The following is a 19,208-nucleotide window of genomic DNA, read 5'->3' as shown; positions in this document are numbered from 1 at the left end:
CTGGAAGCCACACCGGCCACCGGGACGACCGGAACGCCGACCTTGGGAGGAACAGGCATTTGTCCGCACTGACGCAGCGGTTGCACGGGATTTCCGGTGCGCCGCAGCCGGACCCGCTCGCCGCACCCCCGGACGCCTCCGGATGGCTGGAGTTGGCGTACGAACGCGCCTACTCCGAGGACCACGCAGGAGCCGCCCGGGCCGCCACCGCCGGGTTGGCGCTGGCGCTGCCGCAGGTCCACGGCGGCGGGGACACGACGGCGCTCGACTCCGCACTGTCCCTGCTCGGCGTGCTCGCCTCCGTCGAGCAGCTCGACGGCAACACCGAGGGCGCCGACGCCGCCGCCCACCAGCGGATCGTGTTGTTGCGTGCACAGGGCAGGACGCAGCAGGCCGATCTGGAGGAACATCTGGGCAGCCTGCTCTTCCGCGAGCCGCGCCCGGGCGAAACCGCCATCCTGCAGGCAGCATTGGCCACCCATGCCGCAGCCGGAGCCCCCGCCCACGTGCTGGCCGATGCCCGGCTGCCACTGGCCGTCTCCCGGTTCGAGGAGGGCGACCATGAGGCCCTCGCCGAACTGGCGACCTGCGCCGACGACTACCGTGACGGTGGCCGCCCCGAAAGCGAATCCGGCGCACTGCTCTATCTGGCCCACGGGTATGCCAAGACCGGCCAGCAGCAGTTGGCCCTTCAGGCGGCCGACCGGCTGCTGGCGCTGGAGGTGAACCGCGCCATGCGTGCTGCCATCTGGATGGTCAAGGCCTCCTGCCACCATGAGCTGGGCCACCCGGTGGAGGCCGAGGGGTGCGCTGTGGAGGCCCTGGCCCTCTATGCGGCCACCGGGGTGCGTCGCGGAGCGGTGTCCGCTGCCGCGCTCGTGGCGAACTTCGCCTCGGCGGATCTGGACCAGGACGCGGCCATCACGGCCTGGCGCATCGCCGTCGAACAGGCAGAGCGCGGCGAGTTCGAGGAGACCTGGGCCATCCGGTTGGCGCTGGGCAACCAGTTGCTGGAGGCCGAGGAGTTCCTGCTGGCCGAGGAAGTGCTGGAATCGCTCGCCACGGTGCTGGAGGCCAGGGGAAGGCACGACGACGCCGCCCGGACCCTGATGTCCCTGGGCCACTGCCTGCGCCATCAGGAGCGCGAAGAGGATGCGTTGCGCGCCTGGGAGCAGGCCGCCGCGGGATTCGAAAATTCCGGCCTGGCCGGCGATGCGGCCAGGGCACACCTCAGCGCCGGGACGTTGCTCTCCGATGCGGAGGACCCGACGGCCTGCCTGCTGCATTTCTCCCGTGCCACCGAGTTGGCCCGGGCCACCGAGGACGATCCGAGCGTGCTGCCCGTCGCCCTGCACGCCTACGGCCACGCATTGGCCGAAAGCGGGGACCCGGCAGGGCTGACCGTGCTGGGCGAGGCCATCGAGCTCGCCGACGAGGACGGTGCCGACTGGCACCAGGCGGATTTCCGCGACACCCGCGCCCGCTCGCTGTGGGCACTGGGCTATGCCACGGAGGCGGTCGCGGCGGCATTGGAGGCCGCCGACCGGTTCAAGACGGCGGAGGACGCCGACGGCGCCGGCAACGCGGAGCTCTTCGCCGCCCATGTGCTCTCGCAGACCGATCGCGGCGACGAGGCGACCCGGTTGTACCGGTTGATCGCCGCCGAACACCGTGACAGTGTCGCCCACTTCTACGCGGCCCAGCGTGGCCTGGCCGAAGTGCTCACCGCCCTGGGGCTGCCGCTGCAGGCGAAGGAGGCAGCGGATCTGGCCAACCGGTCGCTGCTGGAGGCCCAGCAGGCCGACGGGCTGGACACCGACGACGCCGAGGACACCGAGGACACCGACCAGGCGGTCGACACCAGCGATGACGGCGATGACGGCGCCGCGGGCCCACCCCCGGCGCAGGAGAGCGACTAACCGGCCAGATCCGCCAGCCGCTGGGCGGCGTCCAGGCGGGCCTGGGCCTGCTGCGTCCACGAGGTCATGCCCGGGCGCCGGGCCCCGGCCACCAGGGATACGGCCACCGCCGCGGCGCGTGCATACAGCGCGCGTTCATCGACGGTCTCGCCGAACACCTGGGCCCAGCGCCCGATGGTCTCCCAGATCCCCCCGTAACCCCGGTCCACCGACGGCAACACGGCAAGATGCCCCAGCAGGCAGGCCAGGTCATCGACCCGGTGCCCCGGCCCCACGGAGTCCAGGTCCAGCAGCCCGCAGACGGCGCCGTCGGATATCAGGACGTTGGCCTCGTAGAAGTCCCCGTGCACCGGGACCACCGGCCCCGGGTCGTGGGCGTCGATCAGGGCGCGCAGCCGCAGCGTCAACGCGGCGATGTCGGCTTCCCTGCCGGGCAACGTGGTGGTGGCCGCCCCGGCGTACCGCTCGATCCTGTCGGACCAGGACGGCCGGTGCGGCAGTTCCAGCACCGTGTCGGGCAGCCGGTCCAGCAGCCGCACCAGGGCCCGCGGATCCAGCTGCCCCGCGCCGTCGTACCGCAGGAGGGTGGACAGTGGTTCACCGGGCATTCCGGCGGTGGCCACGACGCCGTGGACCACCTCGCCCAGCAAGGGGGCGACGGGCAGCTGGGCCGCGGTGAGGAGCCGGTGGCGCAGCTCCAGGTCGCGGGCGGGTTCCGGGCGCATGGCCTTCAGGTAGACCCGGCGGGTGGCCACGACGGGTCCGGGCGTGGAGAACTCGGCGCGGAACACCGCCCGGCGCAGCGGCCGGTAGGTGACGGTCCGCAGCCGGGTCAGCCGGTCGCCGTCGCCCCAGAGCCGTTCGGCCTCGGAGGCGACGCCGGCGTGGGCCAGGCCGGGCAGGCGCGGGTCGTGCGGGTGCAGCCAGCTGGCCACGCGCAACGGCACGCCTGAGGTGGAGGTGGGGCCGGCCGTCGGGGCCACCGGCAGTTCGAGGTGCCGCAGCCGCGGCCCGTCCGGGGCATCGATCACCTCGGTGCTCAGGCCGATGAAGCGTTCGGTGGTGCCGTGGCGCAGCGAGTAGACGATGCTGGTTCCGGCTCCGGGGCGCAGCTGGAACTGGACCTGCCGGGCAGTGGCCAGTTCGTGCGGGCCCAGGCGTTTGCCCCAGGCGGCACGGATCAGCTCCAGTGCGTGGGTGCCGAGCGCATCGGCCTGCGCCGCGTCGCTCCACCCGGGCTGCAATGGCATCGGCGGGGAGTTCGGCGCGGGACGGGGGCGGTTAGGCCCGGCGGCGCTGCAGGACCGCGTCGAGGTTGATGCCGCCGGTCTGCGGGGCCTGGCGGCGGACCGGGACCTCGGGGATCCGCGGGGTGGCATCTACGGTGTCGCCCCGTTCGGCGGTCTCGGCCAGGCGGGCGTTCTGTTCGGCCACCCGGGTCTCCTGCAGGATGCTGGCGATCTTCTGCGGCTTCTTCTCCTCCGGGGCCGGCAGCGGCTCCGGGGCGGGGCGCTCGGCCTTGGCGGCTCCGACGTAGGTCGGCTTCGGGACCTGGACCGGGGCCCAGGTCTGCGGCGCCGGCGCCACCGGTGCGGTGCGTTCGTGGGAGGTGGTCGCCTCCCGGGCTGCAGGTGCCGCTGCTGCGTGTTCGCGGGCGTCGAAGACCGCGGTGGCGGTGCGGCGGATGACCGGTTCGGCGGGGGCGGTGTACATCGCCTCGTGGAACACTGCCTCCATGCGGGCCAGGACCTTGCGGCGGCGGTCGCGGACGGCCAGCGCGCGCAGGCCGACGAAGGAGGCCACCAGCACGATCGCCGCGATGAGCGGGACCAGGGCGGACACCACGCCGAACGGCGCCAGGGCGCCGCCGACCACGAGCACCACGACGGCCAGGGCTCCGGCCAGCGCGACGCCGAGCCGGTCGTACCTGATCCGGAACGGTGCCTGCTGCGGTGCGGCGGTCCGTGACCGTGCGGGGGTTGCCATGGTGTTCCTCCGGGGACGTGAGGTCTTGAGCTGTTCGGTGGTGCGTGCCAGGACGCTGGAATCCGTGCCGGTGAAGTCGACGGCGGGCTGTGGCGCGGCCGCCTCACCGGGGACCTCGGCCAGGGCCAGTGCGGGTTCTGCCTGCTGCTGGCCGCGGCGGATGATCGAGGGGACGATGAAGGCGAGCAGCACGGCGATCATGGCCGCCAGGACCACTGAGCTTTCGACTTGGATGTCCACCTCCCCGACGTTACGTGGCCCAGCCCACGACGGGCCGCATTGACCCCGGTGTGTCCGCCCGGTTGTGCCTCACATTCCGCGGTTTGACGTGCGCTTCAGCGGGTGGCGCCGTCCGCGAGCCAGCGATGCAGCAAGCCTTCGGGGACCTCGTCTGCGGTCAACGCGAACGTCCGGTGGTCGCTCCAGGCCCCGTTGATGTGCAGGAAGCGCTCGCGCACCCCCTCGTCGCGGAACCCCAGCTTCTCCACCACGCGCAGGCTGGGCGCGTTTTCGGGTCGGATGTTGATCTCCATGCGGTGCAGCCCCAGGGTGCCGAAGCAGTAGTCGGTCGCCAGGGCCACGGCGTGCGGGGTGATCCCGGCGCCGGCGTGGGCCGCATCGATCCAATACCCCAGCGAGGCGTTCAACGCCGAACCCCACATGATGCCGGAGACGGTCAGCTGCCCGACCATCACCGGCGCACCGCGCGGGCCCTCACGCCGGGCGATCATCCACGGCAACGTCAGTCCGGAACGGGCCTGCCGGTTCAGCGAGGCGACCATTTCGCGGTAGGTCGGCGGCGCTCCCCCGGCCACGGGCGCCGAGGCCTCCCAGGGCTGGAGCCAGTTGGCGTTGCGGCGTTTGAGTGCCATCCACTCTGCCTTGTCGCGGTACCGCAGGGGACGCAGCAGCAGGTCGCCGCTCTCCAGAGTCACCGGCCATGAACCGGTCCCGAATTCCATGCCGCCAGCTTATCCGCCGCCGGGCCGCCCGCACGCACCGTGGCCTACGATCGAGGGGTGGAGACCATGTCAAAGGCGGCGGCCCGCACGCACTTCCGATCCCTACGTCGGGAAATGGATCCGGAACGACGACGGCGCGAGGCCCAGGGCATCCAGGGGCACCTGCTCGACTGGCTCGGGCACGACGGCGGGGCACGCACCCTCACCTCGGTCCTCTCCTATGGTGCCGAGCCCCCGACCGCGGATTTGCTGGCCGATCTGCACCGCCGCGGGCATCGGGCCCTGGTGCCCATCTGCGAGCCCGAACGCCGGTTGTCGTGGGCCGATTGGTACCCCGGGGTGCCCATGGCCCGGGCCACGGTGGCGCCCATCGACGAACCGGTGGGGGAACGCCATGGGCTGGAAGTGATGGAGGACGTCGCCGTGGTGCTGGTCCCGGCCCAGGCGGTGGATCCCTCCGGTGGCCGGCTCGGCCAGGGCGGCGGCTACTACGACCGGTTCATCTCCTCGCTGCGGCCGCTGGCCCACCCGCCGGTGCTGCTCGCCATGGTCTACGAACACGAACTGGTCCCCTCCGGCACCTTCGAGGTCGGCCCGCAGGACCAGCCGGTGGACGGGGTCCTCACGTCGGCGGGGATCACCTGGATCGGCGAACCGCTGGCACCATGAGGTAGAATTGGCACTCGGTGGATGCGAGTGCCAAGACGACCCCGCGGGACCTGCCGGGTCCTCCGCCGAAACCAGTGCAACGAAGGAACACGATGCCGACTTACGCCTACGCCTGCAAGGACTGCGATCACGCATTCGAAACCGTGCAGTCCTTTACCGAGGATTCGCTGACCGAGTGCCCCGTCTGCCACGGGAACCTGCGCAAGAAGTTCAACAGCGTGGGCGTGGTCTTCAAGGGCTCCGGCTTCTACCGCACCGATTCGCGCAACGCCTCCAACGGATCGGCACCCGCAGCCGCCCCCGCCAAGCCGTCCTCCGGTGACAGTGGTTCCGCCGGTTCGGCGTCCCCGAGCCCGGCCACCACGTCCTCGAGCAGCACCGGCGAAAAGGTCTCCACCAACTCCTGACCTGCCCCTCACCGCGGCCGTCGACCGGCCGTGGGAGGCGTTCCGTCCCCACCTGCCGTGCCGCCCGGTACGGCACCGGAGTCCGTATGGCCGACTGGGTGGATGAGATCCCGCCGTCGTCCTGTCAGGGCCCCCGACCGTTCCACCCGGTACCGCCGTTCCTGGCGTGAGGTGCTGGCCGTCTACCGGCGCCCCCTGGCCGCGGTCCTCGCCGCCCTCGCGGTGGCCGCCTCCCTGTCAGCGCTGGCCCCGGAACACACCGAAACCGTTCCCGTCCTGGTGGCCGCCCGCGATCTGCCCTCGGGTACCGTACTGGATTCCGGGTCGTTGCACCTCGCCCAGGTGGCCGACCGCGCGCTGCCTCCCGACGTCCTGGATTCCGTGGGGGACGCCGCGGGGCAGCAGCTCGCCATTCCGGTGGCCGCCGGTTCACCCGTGGCGGCGACCATGCTGGTGGGGCCCGGCCTGCTGACCGGCTCCCCGCCGGGCACCGTCGCGGTGCCGGTCCGTCCCAGCGACACCGAGACGATCGGGTTGCTCTCCCCGGGGCAGCTGGTTGATGTGGTCCTCAGCCAGGGCAACGGCTACGAACGTGCCGTGGACTCGAAGGTCATTGCCGAGCGCGTTCCGGTGCTGTGGGTGCCCACCGGATCCGCTGGATCGTGGCTCGACGGCGGCGATGCAGCGGGCATGGTGGTGGTGGCCGCCTCGCGGCAGGACTCTGCGGAACTGGCCGGGGCCGCCGCACGGGGAAAGATCTTCCTCGTCCTGGTCGGCCCCGGGTAAAGGGTTTAGCCCCAGTGGGGTGGCCGCTGCTCGCGCAGCCACTGGTCGTGGTCGCCCTCGCGGTCGCCCCAGCGTTTCGGATCGTCGTCGGCGGCACGATTCGGCAGCACCGGCCCGGCGGTGTGGCGGCCGGCGGACTCCCCTTCCGGGGCATCCATGGCCTCGGCGTCGGTGGGCTTGCGTCGTCCCTGCTGTCCTGCTTCCATGTCGGCCTCCCGGTCCACTGTCGTCTCGGCTTCGTCTTCCAGTCCCAGCAGGCGTGCCATCTTGGAGGCGATGCTTGCCGGGTCAGAGAACACGTCGATCGTCCACAGCGGGAGGTAGCGCCAGCCCATGGACTCGAGCAGCTGCGGACGCAGGCGGCTGCGTTCCCGCACCGTCATCTGGCGGTAGGAATCGGTTCCGTCGGAGACGACCGCCAGGGGCAGGTCGGCGCCGTCGGAGGTATCTGCTGCCTGGGCAGCCAGGTCCAGGACGCCGCGGTAACGTTGCTTGACCGTTGCCCCGGCAGCCTCGAGCCGGGCCTTCAGGTCCGCTACCAGCGGATCTTCCAGCTCATGGCCGTCCCCGGTGACCCCGGATTCGCCGGAACGGACGCGTCCGACGAGTTCGATGAACTGCCGGGCACCGCTGGCCACCCGGTCCAGGTCCAGGTCCCCGGGTGCCACGGCGCTGACCAGGTGCAGCAGGTCGCGCGAGCGGGTGACCCCGGTGACGAACAACTCGTCACCGCGTTCGGAGGACAAGGGACCGAATTCGTGCAGGCTCTTGCCGTGCGGGGTGCGCCCGAAGCCGAGCGAGAAGATCACCGCGTCACGGACGAGCCCGTGGGCCCGTTCCACCGAGGAGACCTGGAAGGGCTCGTTGGTGCCCTTGAAGAATGACTGTGCCCAGGGGTAGTTGGGCAGTTGCAGGGAGATGGCCTCGGCGATGCGTGCCGCGTGGCGCTGGTTGGCGGCGATCACGGCCAGCGAGCGGGTCGGGCGGCGGCGGATGTGGCCGAAGACCAGGTCCACGACGCGGTTGACTTCCGCCACGGTCGTTTCCACGCCCTCGACGCCGACGCCGGGCATTCCGGTGCCGTCGGGAACATAGTCCACCGACAACGACGGGGTGCCGTCGGACATGGCGCGTGCCGCGGGCAGGCGGTGCAACGAGCCGGAATAGTAGGCCCGTCCCAGGGTCTCGGTAAGTCCCTCGTCCACGCCGCGGTAGACGGTGCGCAGCCGGCGCAGCGGCAATACGGTGGACAGGGCCTCGAAGGTGCTGACCGGTTCCCGGGGTTCCCGGGCGGAGGCGGTCGGGTCCACCGAAACGTGGAAGCCGCGCGGTTTGCCCAGCATGGCATCGCCGAAGGCGATGACCTGGCCGGAGCGGCTGATCGAGCCGATCGCCGAGCGCAGGGAGAGCGCGTCCGCGTCCAACAGGATCACGGCGTCGAACTCGACGTCCTCCGGGACGACGGCGGGGATCAGCAGGGGCGACCCCACCCAGACGGGCACCAGGGCGTTGACCAGGCCGACGCCGAGACCGGCAAGGTCCTCAAGGCCCGGCTCGCCGTCCTTGAGCATCATGCGCAATTCGCGGGAGGCCGCTCGGTGGTCGGCCAGGGCGGCCTTCCAGCGCAGGGCCAGCTGCCAGCGCAGCCGGGAGGCACCGGAGGCGATATGTGCGTTGTCGGCGAGGCGGTAGTCGGCTTCGAGCCGGCGCAGGCTCGCCCCGTCCGCCATGGCCAGGTATTCGTCGCCACTGATCATGGCTTCCAGGGCCGACTGCCACCAGGCCAGGTCGAGTTCGGCGGCGACCTCGTCGGCACCGACCTCGCGGGCGGACAGGTCCTCGAGCAGTTCGCCGAGTCCCTGCTCCCGCAGTTGCTCCAGGACCAGGGTCCGTTCGGGCAGCACGTGCAGCGCTTCCTCGCTGTCGACCAGTCCCTGGAGCCGGGCCACGAGATCCTCGATGGGCAGGTGCTGCAGTTCGACGCCGGCACCAGCGGGAGCCAGTGCCTGCACCAGCTGGTCCAGGCGATCGCTGGCATCCCGGTAGGACTTGTCGAGCTCGAGCAGGCCAGTGGGCACCTTGGGGTGGCGTTGGCTGGTGGCGTAGCTGTTCCACATTTCCCGCTGTTCCTGGACCTCCTCGATGGAGGCGTGCAGGTCGGAGATGTGCACCCCGGGCCGGACGTATTCCTTGGCCACGCGGCGCAGGCGGGAGCGGGTGATGGAGCTCATTTCGATCCCGCGTTCACGCCGCCAGGAGGTGCTTGCCGTGGCGCTGATGAGGTCTTCGACCGACCGGTCGAAAATATCGGGTTCGAACTTGTCCAGGCTGGCGCGCACGGCGACCAGCAGATCCAGTTGGGCACCCCATTCGGCAAAGGTCGTGCCCAAGGTGATTTCGGAGTGTTCGGCGACTGTGAGCATCCGCTGATGCAGCTCCGGCAGGTCTTCGGCCAGGCTGGAGGCCAGGGCCAGCGCGTCGTCGGTTTCGCGGCGGTTGCGCAAGCGGGCGCCGTACCAGGGGCTGAGCGTGGTGGCCCGGGCGAAGCTGCCGACCTCGGCGGCGCGGCGCAGCCGAACGGCGGTTTCCCCGCGGTCGCTGATGCTGTCGAGCACCGAACGCTTGAGCCGTACCGACGTGGACGGGGCCGGGTCCATGGCGGTCAGCCGGGCCAGTTCCTGCATGGCCTGGTACGGCGAGCAGCTCCAGCGGCTGCGCACGTTGTGCAGGGAATTCACGTGGTCCAGCAGTGCGTGGCGGTGTTCGGTGAGTCGCTGGTGCAGTTTGCCCAGCTGGGGCTCGGTGGCACGCTCGTTGCGCAGGATGGCCTGGGTCAATTGGGAGCGGAGTTCCTCGGGGCCCACTTCCGGGGACAGTCGCAGGGCCATGGAGCCCAGGTCCAGTGCTGCCAGTTTCTCATTCAGGCTGCGGGCGGTGTCCCGGCGTTCGGCGACGACGAGGACCCGTTTGCCTTGTCCGGCCAGGATCGCTGCGGCATTGACTGCGGTCTGCGTCTGCCCCGTGCCGGGCGGGCTGGAGACCACGACGGATTCACCGGCGCCGACCAGGTCCAGCACGGCCTGCTGGCTCTCGTCGGCGTCGAGGACCAGTGATTCGTCGGCGGGGTTGCGCTCGTCGCTGCTCAGGACCGTGACCTCGGGTTCCGGAACCTCGATGTCCTCTCCGGCGTCGACGGCCAACAGGCGGGAGATCACGTGATGGGAGGTGTCGATCCGGGACGGATCCGCCGGGTCGGCCAGGTCGGCGAAGGTCGAGACGAGCAAGCGGTGTTCGATGACGGTGCCGGGCAGCGAGGCAACTTGCTCGCGCAGGCTGTCCAGGGCCCGCCGGGGGTCGAAGCGGGCGGTCATGTACGCGGCCTGTTCCAACGCCTCGACGTCGATGGCCAGTCCCTGCTGCTCCTGCAGGTACCTGACCAGTGCCGGGTTGACCTGGGCGCGACCTGCCAGCTGGATCTCTTCGTCGTCTTGTCCCTCACGCAGGGTCAAGGAGATCCGTCCCAGCATGATGGGCGCGCTGAACTGCTCGGAGCGCCCGTCCTGCACGGCACGCCAGGTGGCGACGCCGGAGGCGAGGTATCCGACATCGATGCCGCGGTCCTCGGAGAGTTCACGGATTTTCGCACGCAGCGCACGGGCGGTGCGGCGGGCCTGGTTGTAGGCGTCGACGTCGCGCAGCAGCATGGACAGGCGGGTACGGCGGCCGGCGAGGAACTGGGCCAGGCCGGAAGGGTGCGTGTGGGTGATGTCGATGCAGTTGGACGTCGATCCGGCAAAGCGCAGCAGGGTGTCGGTTCCCGCCCCTGGACCGAGCTTCTCCAGCCAATCGGCCAATGCCGCCTCGCTTTGTTGCGTCCCTACCACCGGAACACCACCTTCCTCACGTTTGAGCCCTGCATCCCCACCCGTACCGGGTGGAGGGGGCCAGCCGATGCGCGGTTAACGGCGCAGGCCACTACTTAAGGTACGCGAAATACGGCCGCGCTTGCCTGATCAAAACACCACCCCGCGGGGTTAAGCACACGGAGGGAGGGGCTGGGCCCTCCCTCCGTGTCAGCGGCACCCCGTCAGGGGAAGCGCGCCTACTCCCATTCGATGGTTCCCGGCGGCTTGCTGGTGACATCCAGGACCACCCGGTTGACCCCATCGACCTCGTTGGTGATGCGGTTGGAGATCCGCGCCAGCAGGTCGTAGGGCAGGCGGGACCAGTCGGCGGTCATGGCGTCTTCGGAGGAGACCGGACGCAGCACGATCGGGTGCCCGTAGGTGCGGCCGTCGCCTTGGACGCCCACCGAGCGGACATCGGCAAGGAGCACGACTGGCATCTGCCAGACCTCCTGGTCCAGTCCTGCGTTGGTCAGTTCGGCGCGGGCGATGGCGTCGGCCTTGCGCAGCAGCGCGAGGCGTTCCTCGTCGACCGAGCCGATGATGCGGATCCCCAGGCCGGGGCCGGGGAACGGCTGGCGCTGGACGATTTCCGCGGGCAGGCCCAGCTGGGCCCCGACGGAACGGACCTCATCCTTGAACAGCGCGCGCAGCGGTTCCACGAGCTCGAACTGCAGGTCCTCGGGCAGGCCACCGACGTTGTGGTGGCTCTTGATGTTGGCTGCCCCTTCGCCGCCGCCGGATTCCACGACGTCGGGGTACAAGGTGCCCTGGACGAGGAACCGGACGGGCTCGCCGGTGTCTGCGGCTTCGGCCATGATGGCAGCCTCGGAGGCCTCGAAGGCGCGGATGAATTCCCGCCCGATGATCTTGCGCTTGGTCTCCGGGTCGGTGACGTCCTTCAGCGCGGTCAGGAAGCGTTCGCGTTCGTCGGCGATGTACAGCTTGGCGCCGGTGGCGGCGACGAAGTCGCGCTCGACCTGTTCGGCTTCGCCTTCGCGCAGCAATCCGTGGTTCACGAAGACGCAGGTGAGTTGGTCCCCGATGGCCTCCTGGACCAGTGCTGCGGCGACGGCTGAGTCAACGCCGCCGGAGAGCCCGCAGATGGCACGGCCGGTGCCGACCTGGGCGCGGATCTTCTCCACCTGTTCCTCGACGATGTTTCCGGTCGTCCAGGACGGTTCGAGTCCTGCTCCCTTGAACAGGAAGTTCTCCAGCACGCGCTGGCCGTAGACCGAGTGCTTGACCTCGGGGTGCCATTGCACCCCGAAGAGGCGCTTGTCGGCGTTGGCGAAGGCGGCGACGGGTGCGCCGGCGGTGGAGGCAAGGACCTCGAAGCCGGCAGGCGCCTCCTGCACGGAGTCGCCGTGGCTCATCCAGACCTTCTGGTCCGCGGGCAGCCCCTCCAAGAGGGAACGGGCGGCGCCGGTGGCGGTGGCATCGGTGGAGCCGTATTCGCGCAGGCCGGTCTCGGCGACCGTGCCGCCGAGGGCATTGGCCATTGCCTGGAAGCCGTAGCAGATGCCCAATACCGGGACGCCCGCTTCGAAGAGGTCGGCGCCGACGTGCGGGGCCCCGTCCGCGTAGACGCTCGAGGGGCCGCCGGAAAGGATGATGGCCGAGGGGTTCTTGGCCAGGATCTGTTCGGTGGTGAAGGTGTGCGGGACGATCTCCGAGTAAACGTTGGCCTCGCGGACGCGGCGTGCAATCAGCTGCGCGTACTGGGCTCCGTAGTCGACGACCAGAACCGGCTGGTGCTCTGGGGTGGGGGCTGGGTTGGTCACGCAGTCCAGCTTAGTCGCCAGTAGGCCCCAGACGCACCTTGGGCGGGGAAAGGGCTTCCGTCTAGTACCGCTTGGCGGCCTCGGGGTGCTCGCGCAGCTCGCGCTCGACCTCCCCGTGGACCTTCTTTTCCATGATGAATGAGAGCAGCGGCACCACACCACCCAGGGCGATGGTGATGAAGCGGCTGAAGGGCCAGCGCATCTTGGACCACAGGTTGAAGTCCGCTGCGAGGTAGATCACGTACATCCAGCCGTGCACGATCAGCACGGTGGTCGAGAGGTTCAGCGATCCGATGTAGGCCTCGAAGTTGAACGCGTATTTGGCGATCATCTCGATGCAGAGCAGCAGCAGCATCACGCCGGTGGCGTAGGCCAGGACCTTGTAGAAGGTTGCGGCGCTGCGGATCTGTGCCGGCGTTCCGGCGAAACGACGTTTGCGGGGGGCCGGGGTGGGCTGGTTGGTCACTGCTGGTCCTCGGGGTTGGTGGGGGTGGATGTTGCGTGGGCTGCGGCCAGGTCGTCCTCGAGGTCTTCCTGTTCACGGCGGTAGTCGTCGACCACCAGGCGCCACCATAGGAAGACGGCGAAGCCGGCGAAGACGACCCATTCGATGCCGTAGAAGATGTTCAGCCAGTTCAGTTCCTGGTCCTGCGGCTGGGGTCCGACATTGACCTGTTCGAGCCCTGCAGCGGATGCTCCTGCGTCGGCTCCCGCCGGGGTGGCGACGTCGAAGGCGACGATGAAGCCGCTGTAGGAGGGGATGTCCCAGATGTTGATCAGCTGGGCGACGGAGAGGGATTTCAATCCCGGATCCCCGTCGGGCTTGCCGTCGATGGGTGCCTCGGTGGGGAGGAGTCGGCCGGTGAGGTCAAGTTCGCCTGCCGGAGCCGCAGGGGGCTGTGTGGGCTCGGGCTGCCATCCCCGGACGACGGGAATGGTGTTGTGTTTCGGCGCACCGTCGACCTCGAAGGCGGCGACCACCCAGTAGCCCTTGACTCCGTCCTGGAGGCGGTTCCTGACGAGAACCTGCTTGCCTTGGACGAAATGGCCGCTCGCGCTGACGACCTGGTCGGCGGCGGATTCGAACATCACGGTGGCCGGCTTGAAGTGGCTGGTCAGGGGGACCGCGGATTCGGTGGTGGACACCGGCGGTGGCGGCGCATCCTGCGATCGGGAAAACTGCCATTGACTCAAGAGGACGAAGCCGCTCGCCGCCAGGAGTGCGCCGACGAGAGCGAGGATCCATTTGGGCTTCAGGGCAGTCTTGAACACAGGCTCCAGCCTACTTCGATGCCCTGTAGAAGAGCGAATGCGCGCCTCGGTGCCCCGTCCTGCGGCACGCGGCGCGGGCCCCTCTCGGCGTCGAGCTCTCAGACGTCGGTGAAGTCGACCGTGGAATTGACCAGGTCCGCAATGACCTCTGCGTCGTAGGCGCGACGCAGCGACTCACGGAAGGCCTGCTTCGACAGGCTCCGGGCGAGGGTCGCCAGGACCTGCAAGTGCAGTGAATAGCTTCCCGCCGGTGTGGCCAGCAACAGGATCACCGTCGCCGGACCATCGGCGGAGCCGAAGTCCAGGGAGTGCCCGAAGGCGGTGATTCCGACGGCGATGGAGACGACGTCGGCATGGTGCGTGCGGGCGTGCGGCATGCCGATGCCCCCCGGCAGGCCGGTGGCCAGCTGGTGCTCGCGTGCCTCGACCTCGCCCACGAAACCCTCGAGATCATCGATCCTGCCGGCGTCGTACAGTCGACCGGCCAGGAGCCGGACGGCTTCCCGGCGGTCGGCAGCCTGCATCTCCAGGACCACCAGCTCGGGTGTGGTGAGTTCTGCGTCGTGGTCAGTCGCGTACGGGGACAATGTCTTCCACATTCAGTCGTGTCTCATCAGCGGACTCGTCGTCCGGCTGTTCCCCGGAGGTTTCACGGAACGCCGGGTCGAGCACCCGCAGGTCGTCATGTCATCCAGCTTCGTAGGGCGAGACGACGACGTCAACGCGCTGGAATTCCTTGAGCTCCGAATATCCGGTGGTGGCCATCGCCCGGCGCAGCGCACCGACGAGGTTCGACGTGCCGTTGGTGTGGCGGGACGGGCCGTACAAGACCTCCTCGAGCGGTCCCACGGTGCCGACGCGCACCCGGTCCCCGCGCGGGCTGTTGCCGTGGTGGGCCTCGACGCCCCAGTGCCATCCGCGGCCCGGGGCCTCTTCGGCGCGGGCGAGGGCGCTGCCGAGCATCACGGCGTCGGCGCCCATGGCGATGGCCTTGACGATGTCGCCGCTGGTGCCCAAACCGCCATCGGCGATGACGTGGACGTAGCGGCCACCGGATTCGTCGAGGTAGTCGCGGCGGGCCGCGGCAACGTCGGAAATGGCGGTGGCCATGGGGGCATGGATGCCCAGCGCGCGGCGGGTGGTGGCCGTGGCCCCGCCCCCGAAACCGACCAGGACGCCTGCGGCCCCGGTGCGCATCAGGTGCAGGGCCGGGGTGTAGCCGGCGGCGCCGCCGACGATCACCGGCACATCGAGTTCGTAGATGAACTGCTTGAGGTTCAGCGGTTCCTGGTTCTGCGAGACGTGCTCCGCGGAGACGGTGGTGCCGCGGATGACGAAGATGTCCACTCCGGCGGCGATGACGGTCTTGTAGAACTCCTGCGTGCGCTGGGGGGTCAACGACCCGGCGACGGTCACGCCCGCCTCACGGATCTCCGCCAGGCGGGAGGTGATGAGTTCGGGCTGGATCGGTGCCTGGTACAGCTCCTGGAGCCGGGCGGTGACGGTGGGGCTGACGTGTGCACCTGCCGCATGCCCGGAGTCACGGTCCGCCTCCAGCGAAGTGATTTCCGCCAGGACCGGTTCGGGGTCCTCATAGCGGGTCCAGAGGCCTTCGAGGTTCAACACGCCCAGGCTGCCGAGCTTGCCCAGGGCGATGGCCGTCGCGGGGCTCATGACCGAGTCCATGGGTGCACCGATGATGGGGCTGGAGAACTGGTAGGCATCGATCTGCCACTTGACGGATACGTCGTGCGGGTCCCGCGTGCGGCGGTGGGGGACGACGGCGACGTCGTCCAGCGAATAGGCCCGCACGCCGCGCTTGGCGCGGCCGATCTCAATCTCGTAAGTCACCGGGCCAGCCTATCAGCGCGGGCGGCAACGCCGCCGTTCGGGCGTGGTTCCCGCTCCCCCACCACAGGTCATCGGCGGGCGCCGTGGCGCCGATTCCCCTCCACGGCTGATGGGGCGTCATAATTGACGGTGCCGCCAGCGTCATCACGTGCCCACGCGCGGCGGTTGCCCGCCGCGTGCTGGACCACCAGACTCGGAGCACCGGCCGCAGGCCGGCTGCCCTCCGCACCACCCACCAGCCGAAAGGCTCCCATGGACCTGAACCAGCGCGTCGCGGACCGCCCCGATGCGGACACCGCGGGCAACGAGCTCAAACGTGGTCTGAGCAGCCGACACCTCCAGATGATTGCCATCGGCGGTTCCATCGGCACCGGGTTGTTCGTTGCCTCGGGTGGCACGATCGCCCAGGCCGGGCCAGGCGGCGCCCTGGTCGCCTACGCGGCGGTCGGGCTGATGGTGTTCCTGCTCATGCAGTCCCTCGGCGAGATGTCGGCCAAGATCCCGGTTGCCGGGTCATTCCAGACCTATGCCACCCGGTTCGTCTCCCCCTCCTTCGGCTTCGCCATCGGCTGGAACTACTGGTTCAACTGGGCCATCACCGTGGCCGCAGAACTGGTGGCCGCCGGGATCATCATGGACTTCTGGCTGCCCGGGGTCCCCGGGTGGGTGTGGGCCGGGACGTTCCTGGTGCTGCTGACGGGCCTGAACGCCCTGTCGGCCAAGGCCTTTGGCGAAGGCGAGTTCTGGTTGGCCCTGATCAAGGTGATCGCCGTCGTCGTCTTCCTCATTGCCGGTTCCCTGATGATCTTCGGCATCCTGGGGGGCAGCTCCCCCGGGTTCAGCAACTGGAAGAACCCAGGAGACGTCTTCCACGGCGGGTTCGTCTCGATCATCTCCGTGTTCATGATCGCCGGTTTCTCCTTCCAGGGCACCGAGCTGGTCGGTGTGGCAGCGGGTGAGGCGAAGAACCCGCGCCGTGAGGTTCCACGCGCCATCCGCTCGGTCTTCTGGCGCATCATGCTCTTCTACATTGGCGCGATCTTCATCATCGGCTGCCTGGTCCCGTTCACCGACCCGAGCCTGCTGGCTTCCGGCGAGGCCGACGTGGCGGCTTCCCCGTTCACCCTGGTGTTCGAGCACGCGGGCATCGCCTTCGCCGCCGCCCTGATGAACGCCGTCATCCTCACCGCCATCCTCTCCGCCGGGAACTCGGGTCTCTACGCCTCCACCCGCATGCTCTACGCAATGGCACATGACCGCAAGGCCCCGGCCATCTTCGGACGGACCAACCGGCGCGGGGTCCCGATGCCCGCCCTGCTGGCCACCGCCGGGGTGGGGCTCTTCGGGTTCCTGAGCGCCATCGTCGGCCAGGGAGCCGCCTACGCCTGGCTGCTGAACGTCTCGGGGCTGTGCGGCTTCATCGTCTGGGCGGGGATCGCGATCTCGCACTACAGGTTCCGGCGCGGGTTCTTGGCCCAGGGCCATACCGTCGCGGAGCTGCCGTACCGGGCGGCATTCTTCCCCGTGGGCCCGCTGGTGGCCTTCGTGGTGCTCATCCTGGTGATCGCCGGGCAGAACTACCAGGCGGTGCTGGCCGGCCAGGGCATGGAGGTGCTCTCCTCCTACATCGGCGTGCCGATCTTCCTGGGGCTCTGGCTGGCCCACCGGCTGGCCACCCGCTCGCGGATCGTGCCCTTGCGGGAGATGGACCTGTCCGGTCCGGATGACGCAGGGGAATACGTCAGCGCGTCCCGCGGCACGACACCGTAGGTCCTTGCCCCGCGTGCGCCCGCCGGATGGACGGCGGGGCGCAGGTCCTGCCATCCGTACGTGCCGGTCATCGGCCGCGACGGCTCCTACCCCGCAGTGGGACTCGAATGCCTTTTGGACGCCATGAAGCTGCAAGAAGCGCCGGATTCTAGCGATTTCAGACGCGGTGGTACTTCAGCGGTTATCTCGTCAAAGAGTGCCCGATTTTACCCAGGAATTGCCCTAAGCCCGCTCCCGCCCACTCATCCCCCGGTTATGGAATTCTGCGCATAACTTCCGTGTATTCCGACCTACCGAGTCCCGCTTTTCGGAGCTATGGTCAATCCATCATTCGCACTCTCCAGTGGGCTATTCCAATGGACGACACCAACAGGCAGAAGGCCCGGGGCATCAACCAAGCCATCAACATGGGACTTTTCGATGATTGGCACCAACCGTGCCGAACACGAGAAGGCCAACCCGTCTGGCGCCTCGTCATTGCATTCGTCTTCGCGCTCGGTGAAGATGAACCCGAATTGATCGACTCCCGAGCCATCAACATCGAAAACGACGAAATTGAAATCGTTGCCATGAACGCGCGCCACGTCTTTCGGTTCGCCGGGGTCCTGGACCCAAACGTTTTTACCGTGGAGGTGCACAGCCGCAACACAATCGTAGGCATTGAGGTGCTCGAGGCACCTGAATCAATCGAGTCCTCGTCGTTTACCAACCGGCACCTGATCACAAGGTTGAAGCTGACGCTTGCAGCCGGCGATCAGTTCACATTGCCGCTTTCCCCCGACTCGAATTCGGATGCAACTGAATCCGCACGACGGCTCTACCCTGCGCTGCTCAAGGATCTTTCCGCCTAGAGACCAAGTGGCACCGCACCCATGTGCCGGAACATGGATAAGGCTCCGGCTCTCCGTGCTGGACGGCCGGCGCCATCGCCTAGTCCTATACGAGCGAATACTCCGTCGATTCGAAGTTGGCTGTTACTTGAATCGTTCCCCCAGAGCCTCAACATACCGCTGCAACGTGACAATTTGCGCGCGCTCGATGGCACCTCCCTCAATAGGTGACACTCAGGCCTGTGAGATGTCTGCGATCTCGACCACCCTGTCCTGCGTCATTGACTGACGCTGCGGTCATTCGCCCAGACAGGAACAAGCCCCCAGCGGGCGGTCTCCAGGCGCCTGGAAGACCCGCTGCCACCCTCGTGGTCGCGTTCCAGGAAAATGCGCACCCTCTGCGTCGGCGCCACATTCCAGTTGGGGCGCAGCTGTACCCCCACCGCCTCGTCGATCCCAAACCGGGACACCATGTCGCCGTCCGTGTTGGTGGAAGTCATGTATTCCAGTTTGCCCTAATCGAATAGTTCACCTCCGGAGACCGGGGTAGTCCTTCCAGGTTCCACCAGAGAGTCTTGCCCAGGTGGTCGCTGTTCCGGTTGATATTCCCAGTGCGTCGGCCGCGATGCGCGCTGGCAAGGCGACAGTTAGGTGGCGTAGGGCCGCTCCCCGTGCCCGGAGCGGCTCCAGACCCGCATTATGCAGCAGCAAGCGCATGTTCGCCTCGCTCATGTGCGTACCCGCCATCAGGCCTTCGAAGAACCACTGGTGCTCAGGGCTCCTGTAGATGGCCCGCTGTGTGGGCGACTGCAGGTATCGCTTGACCAGTTGGGCGACGGGACGTGGCATTTCTATGGCCGTCGACGCGAAGCGGATTGCCACCGATGTCTGCGTGCAGACAACGTTGGAATGCAGCAACCGGACGCAGGTGGTGACGGGCTGGGCGTAGAGCAGGACGAATAGCCCCGCCAGGCGGACGGTCAACGAAAGGGACTCATCGTCGACGAGACGGTTGATGGCCGTCCAGCGGGCCTCGTCGCTGATGGCTTGTTGTGCGCGCCCCGTTC

General features: G+C 68.7%; 16 protein-coding genes and 1 pseudogene. 6 read left to right on the top strand and 11 right to left on the bottom strand.

Annotation, left to right across the window (positions count from 1 at the left end; genetic code table 11):
* Window positions 1-59: 59 nt before the first annotated feature.
* The gene (locus ABD088_RS13140) at window positions 60-1,919 is read left to right on the top strand and encodes a tetratricopeptide repeat protein (RefSeq protein WP_343902402.1); all 1,860 of its coding nucleotides are present in this window, start codon (window positions 60-62) and stop codon (window positions 1,917-1,919) included.
* Here ABD088_RS13140 and ABD088_RS13135 read toward each other — a convergent pair.
* The 3 genes from ABD088_RS13135 to ABD088_RS13125 all read right to left on the bottom strand — a co-directional run bounded on the left by ABD088_RS13135 (window position 1,916) and on the right by ABD088_RS13125 (window position 4,867).
* Window positions 1,916-3,169, bottom strand: coding sequence for an aminoglycoside phosphotransferase family protein (locus ABD088_RS13135; protein WP_343902401.1), 1,254 nt, complete (start codon window positions 3,167-3,169; stop codon window positions 1,916-1,918). The genes ABD088_RS13140 and ABD088_RS13135 overlap by 4 nt on opposite strands.
* Window positions 3,170-3,200: 31 nt before the next feature.
* The gene (locus ABD088_RS13130) at window positions 3,201-4,145 is read right to left on the bottom strand and encodes a hypothetical protein (protein WP_343902400.1); all 945 of its coding nucleotides are present in this window, start codon (window positions 4,143-4,145) and stop codon (window positions 3,201-3,203) included.
* A 95-nt stretch (window positions 4,146-4,240) separates the two neighbouring features.
* A complete protein-coding gene (locus tag ABD088_RS13125) occupies window positions 4,241-4,867 on the bottom strand; it encodes a GNAT family N-acetyltransferase (RefSeq protein WP_343902399.1) in 627 nt (208 codons plus the stop codon).
* A gap of 66 nt (window positions 4,868-4,933) precedes the next feature.
* Here ABD088_RS13125 and ABD088_RS13120 point away from each other — a divergent pair, with 66 nt between their 5' ends.
* The 3 genes from ABD088_RS13120 (at window position 4,934) to cpaB (ending at window position 6,729) form a co-directional block, all read left to right on the top strand.
* The gene (locus ABD088_RS13120; RefSeq protein WP_343902420.1) at window positions 4,934-5,536 is read left to right on the top strand and encodes a 5-formyltetrahydrofolate cyclo-ligase; all 603 of its coding nucleotides are present in this window, start codon (window positions 4,934-4,936) and stop codon (window positions 5,534-5,536) included.
* 92 nt (window positions 5,537-5,628) lie between these two features.
* On the top strand, window positions 5,629-5,943 hold the full coding sequence (locus tag ABD088_RS13115) for an FmdB family zinc ribbon protein (RefSeq protein ID WP_343902398.1): 315 nt from the start codon (window positions 5,629-5,631) through the stop codon (window positions 5,941-5,943).
* A gap of 102 nt (window positions 5,944-6,045) precedes the next feature.
* On the top strand, window positions 6,046-6,729 hold the full coding sequence (cpaB, locus tag ABD088_RS13110; protein WP_343902397.1) for a Flp pilus assembly protein CpaB: 684 nt from the start codon (window positions 6,046-6,048) through the stop codon (window positions 6,727-6,729).
* Window positions 6,730-6,734: 5 nt separating this feature from the next.
* Here the strand turns inward: cpaB and ABD088_RS13105 are convergent, their stop codons facing one another.
* From ABD088_RS13105 to ABD088_RS13080, 6 genes are all read right to left on the bottom strand, one after another.
* Window positions 6,735-10,613: a DUF4011 domain-containing protein gene (locus tag ABD088_RS13105; RefSeq protein WP_343902396.1), complete on the bottom strand. Its 3,879-nt coding sequence runs from the start codon at window positions 10,611-10,613 to the stop codon at window positions 6,735-6,737.
* A 218-nt stretch (window positions 10,614-10,831) separates the two neighbouring features.
* Window positions 10,832-12,418 (bottom strand): glutamine-hydrolyzing GMP synthase, encoded by a 1,587-nt coding sequence (guaA, locus tag ABD088_RS13100; protein ID WP_343902395.1) that lies wholly within the window; start codon window positions 12,416-12,418, stop codon window positions 10,832-10,834.
* A gap of 61 nt (window positions 12,419-12,479) precedes the next feature.
* The gene (locus ABD088_RS13095) at window positions 12,480-12,884 is read right to left on the bottom strand and encodes a DUF3817 domain-containing protein (RefSeq protein WP_343902394.1); all 405 of its coding nucleotides are present in this window, start codon (window positions 12,882-12,884) and stop codon (window positions 12,480-12,482) included.
* Complete coding sequence (locus ABD088_RS13090) at window positions 12,881-13,690, bottom strand: SURF1 family protein (RefSeq protein ID WP_343902393.1); 810 nt, start codon at window positions 13,688-13,690, stop codon at window positions 12,881-12,883. Before ABD088_RS13090 ends, ABD088_RS13095 begins: the two co-directional genes overlap by 4 nt.
* A gap of 98 nt (window positions 13,691-13,788) precedes the next feature.
* Window positions 13,789-14,289, bottom strand: a complete 501-nt coding sequence (locus ABD088_RS13085; RefSeq protein ID WP_343902392.1) for a PTS sugar transporter subunit IIA — start codon at window positions 14,287-14,289, stop codon at window positions 13,789-13,791.
* Between the two features lie 88 nt (window positions 14,290-14,377).
* A complete protein-coding gene (locus tag ABD088_RS13080; protein WP_343902391.1) occupies window positions 14,378-15,541 on the bottom strand; it encodes a GuaB3 family IMP dehydrogenase-related protein in 1,164 nt (387 codons plus the stop codon).
* A 252-nt stretch (window positions 15,542-15,793) separates the two neighbouring features.
* Between ABD088_RS13080 and ABD088_RS13075 the strand changes: the two genes are divergently transcribed.
* Together ABD088_RS13075 and ABD088_RS13070 are read left to right on the top strand one after the other, a co-directional pair.
* Window positions 15,794-17,311 carry an amino acid permease gene (locus ABD088_RS13075; protein WP_343902390.1) on the top strand — a complete coding sequence of 506 codons (1,518 nt, stop codon included), beginning with the start codon at window positions 15,794-15,796 and terminating at the stop codon, window positions 17,309-17,311.
* A gap of 356 nt (window positions 17,312-17,667) precedes the next feature.
* On the top strand, window positions 17,668-18,162 hold the full coding sequence (locus ABD088_RS13070; protein ID WP_343902389.1) for a hypothetical protein: 495 nt from the start codon (window positions 17,668-17,670) through the stop codon (window positions 18,160-18,162).
* Between the two features lie 257 nt (window positions 18,163-18,419).
* Here ABD088_RS13070 and ABD088_RS13065 read toward each other — a convergent pair whose 3' ends face one another.
* Window positions 18,420-18,641: an SOS response-associated peptidase family protein gene (locus ABD088_RS13065; protein ID WP_343902388.1), complete on the bottom strand. Its 222-nt coding sequence runs from the start codon at window positions 18,639-18,641 to the stop codon at window positions 18,420-18,422.
* Between the two features lie 28 nt (window positions 18,642-18,669).
* Window positions 18,670-19,208, bottom strand: a pseudogene (locus ABD088_RS13060) (hypothetical protein); the annotation flags it as partial.

It is taken from the genome of Arthrobacter rhombi (assembly GCF_039526245.1).
Lineage (GTDB): Bacteria > Actinomycetota > Actinomycetes > Actinomycetales > Micrococcaceae > Arthrobacter_H > Arthrobacter_H rhombi.
The sequence above is the reverse complement of the archived record's forward strand: the minus strand, read 5'-3'. Positions and strand labels throughout refer to the sequence as shown.

Coding starts and splice junctions, on each gene's coding strand:
- ABD088_RS13135 (WP_343902401.1), bottom strand. CDS start 3,169: ATGCCATTGCAGCCCGGGTGGAGCGACGCGGCGCAGGCCGATGCGCTC.
- ABD088_RS13125 (WP_343902399.1), bottom strand. CDS start 4,867: ATGGAATTCGGGACCGGTTCATGGCCGGTGACTCTGGAGAGCGGCGAC.
- ABD088_RS13120 (WP_343902420.1), top strand. CDS start 4,934: ATGTCAAAGGCGGCGGCCCGCACGCACTTCCGATCCCTACGTCGGGAA.
- ABD088_RS13115 (WP_343902398.1), top strand. CDS start 5,629: ATGCCGACTTACGCCTACGCCTGCAAGGACTGCGATCACGCATTCGAA.
- cpaB (WP_343902397.1), top strand. CDS start 6,046: ATGAGATCCCGCCGTCGTCCTGTCAGGGCCCCCGACCGTTCCACCCGG.
- ABD088_RS13085 (WP_343902392.1), bottom strand. CDS start 14,289: ATGTGGAAGACATTGTCCCCGTACGCGACTGACCACGACGCAGAACTC.
- ABD088_RS13075 (WP_343902390.1), top strand. CDS start 15,794: ATGGACCTGAACCAGCGCGTCGCGGACCGCCCCGATGCGGACACCGCG.
- ABD088_RS13070 (WP_343902389.1), top strand. CDS start 17,668: ATGGACGACACCAACAGGCAGAAGGCCCGGGGCATCAACCAAGCCATC.
- ABD088_RS13065 (WP_343902388.1), bottom strand. CDS start 18,641: ATGACTTCCACCAACACGGACGGCGACATGGTGTCCCGGTTTGGGATC.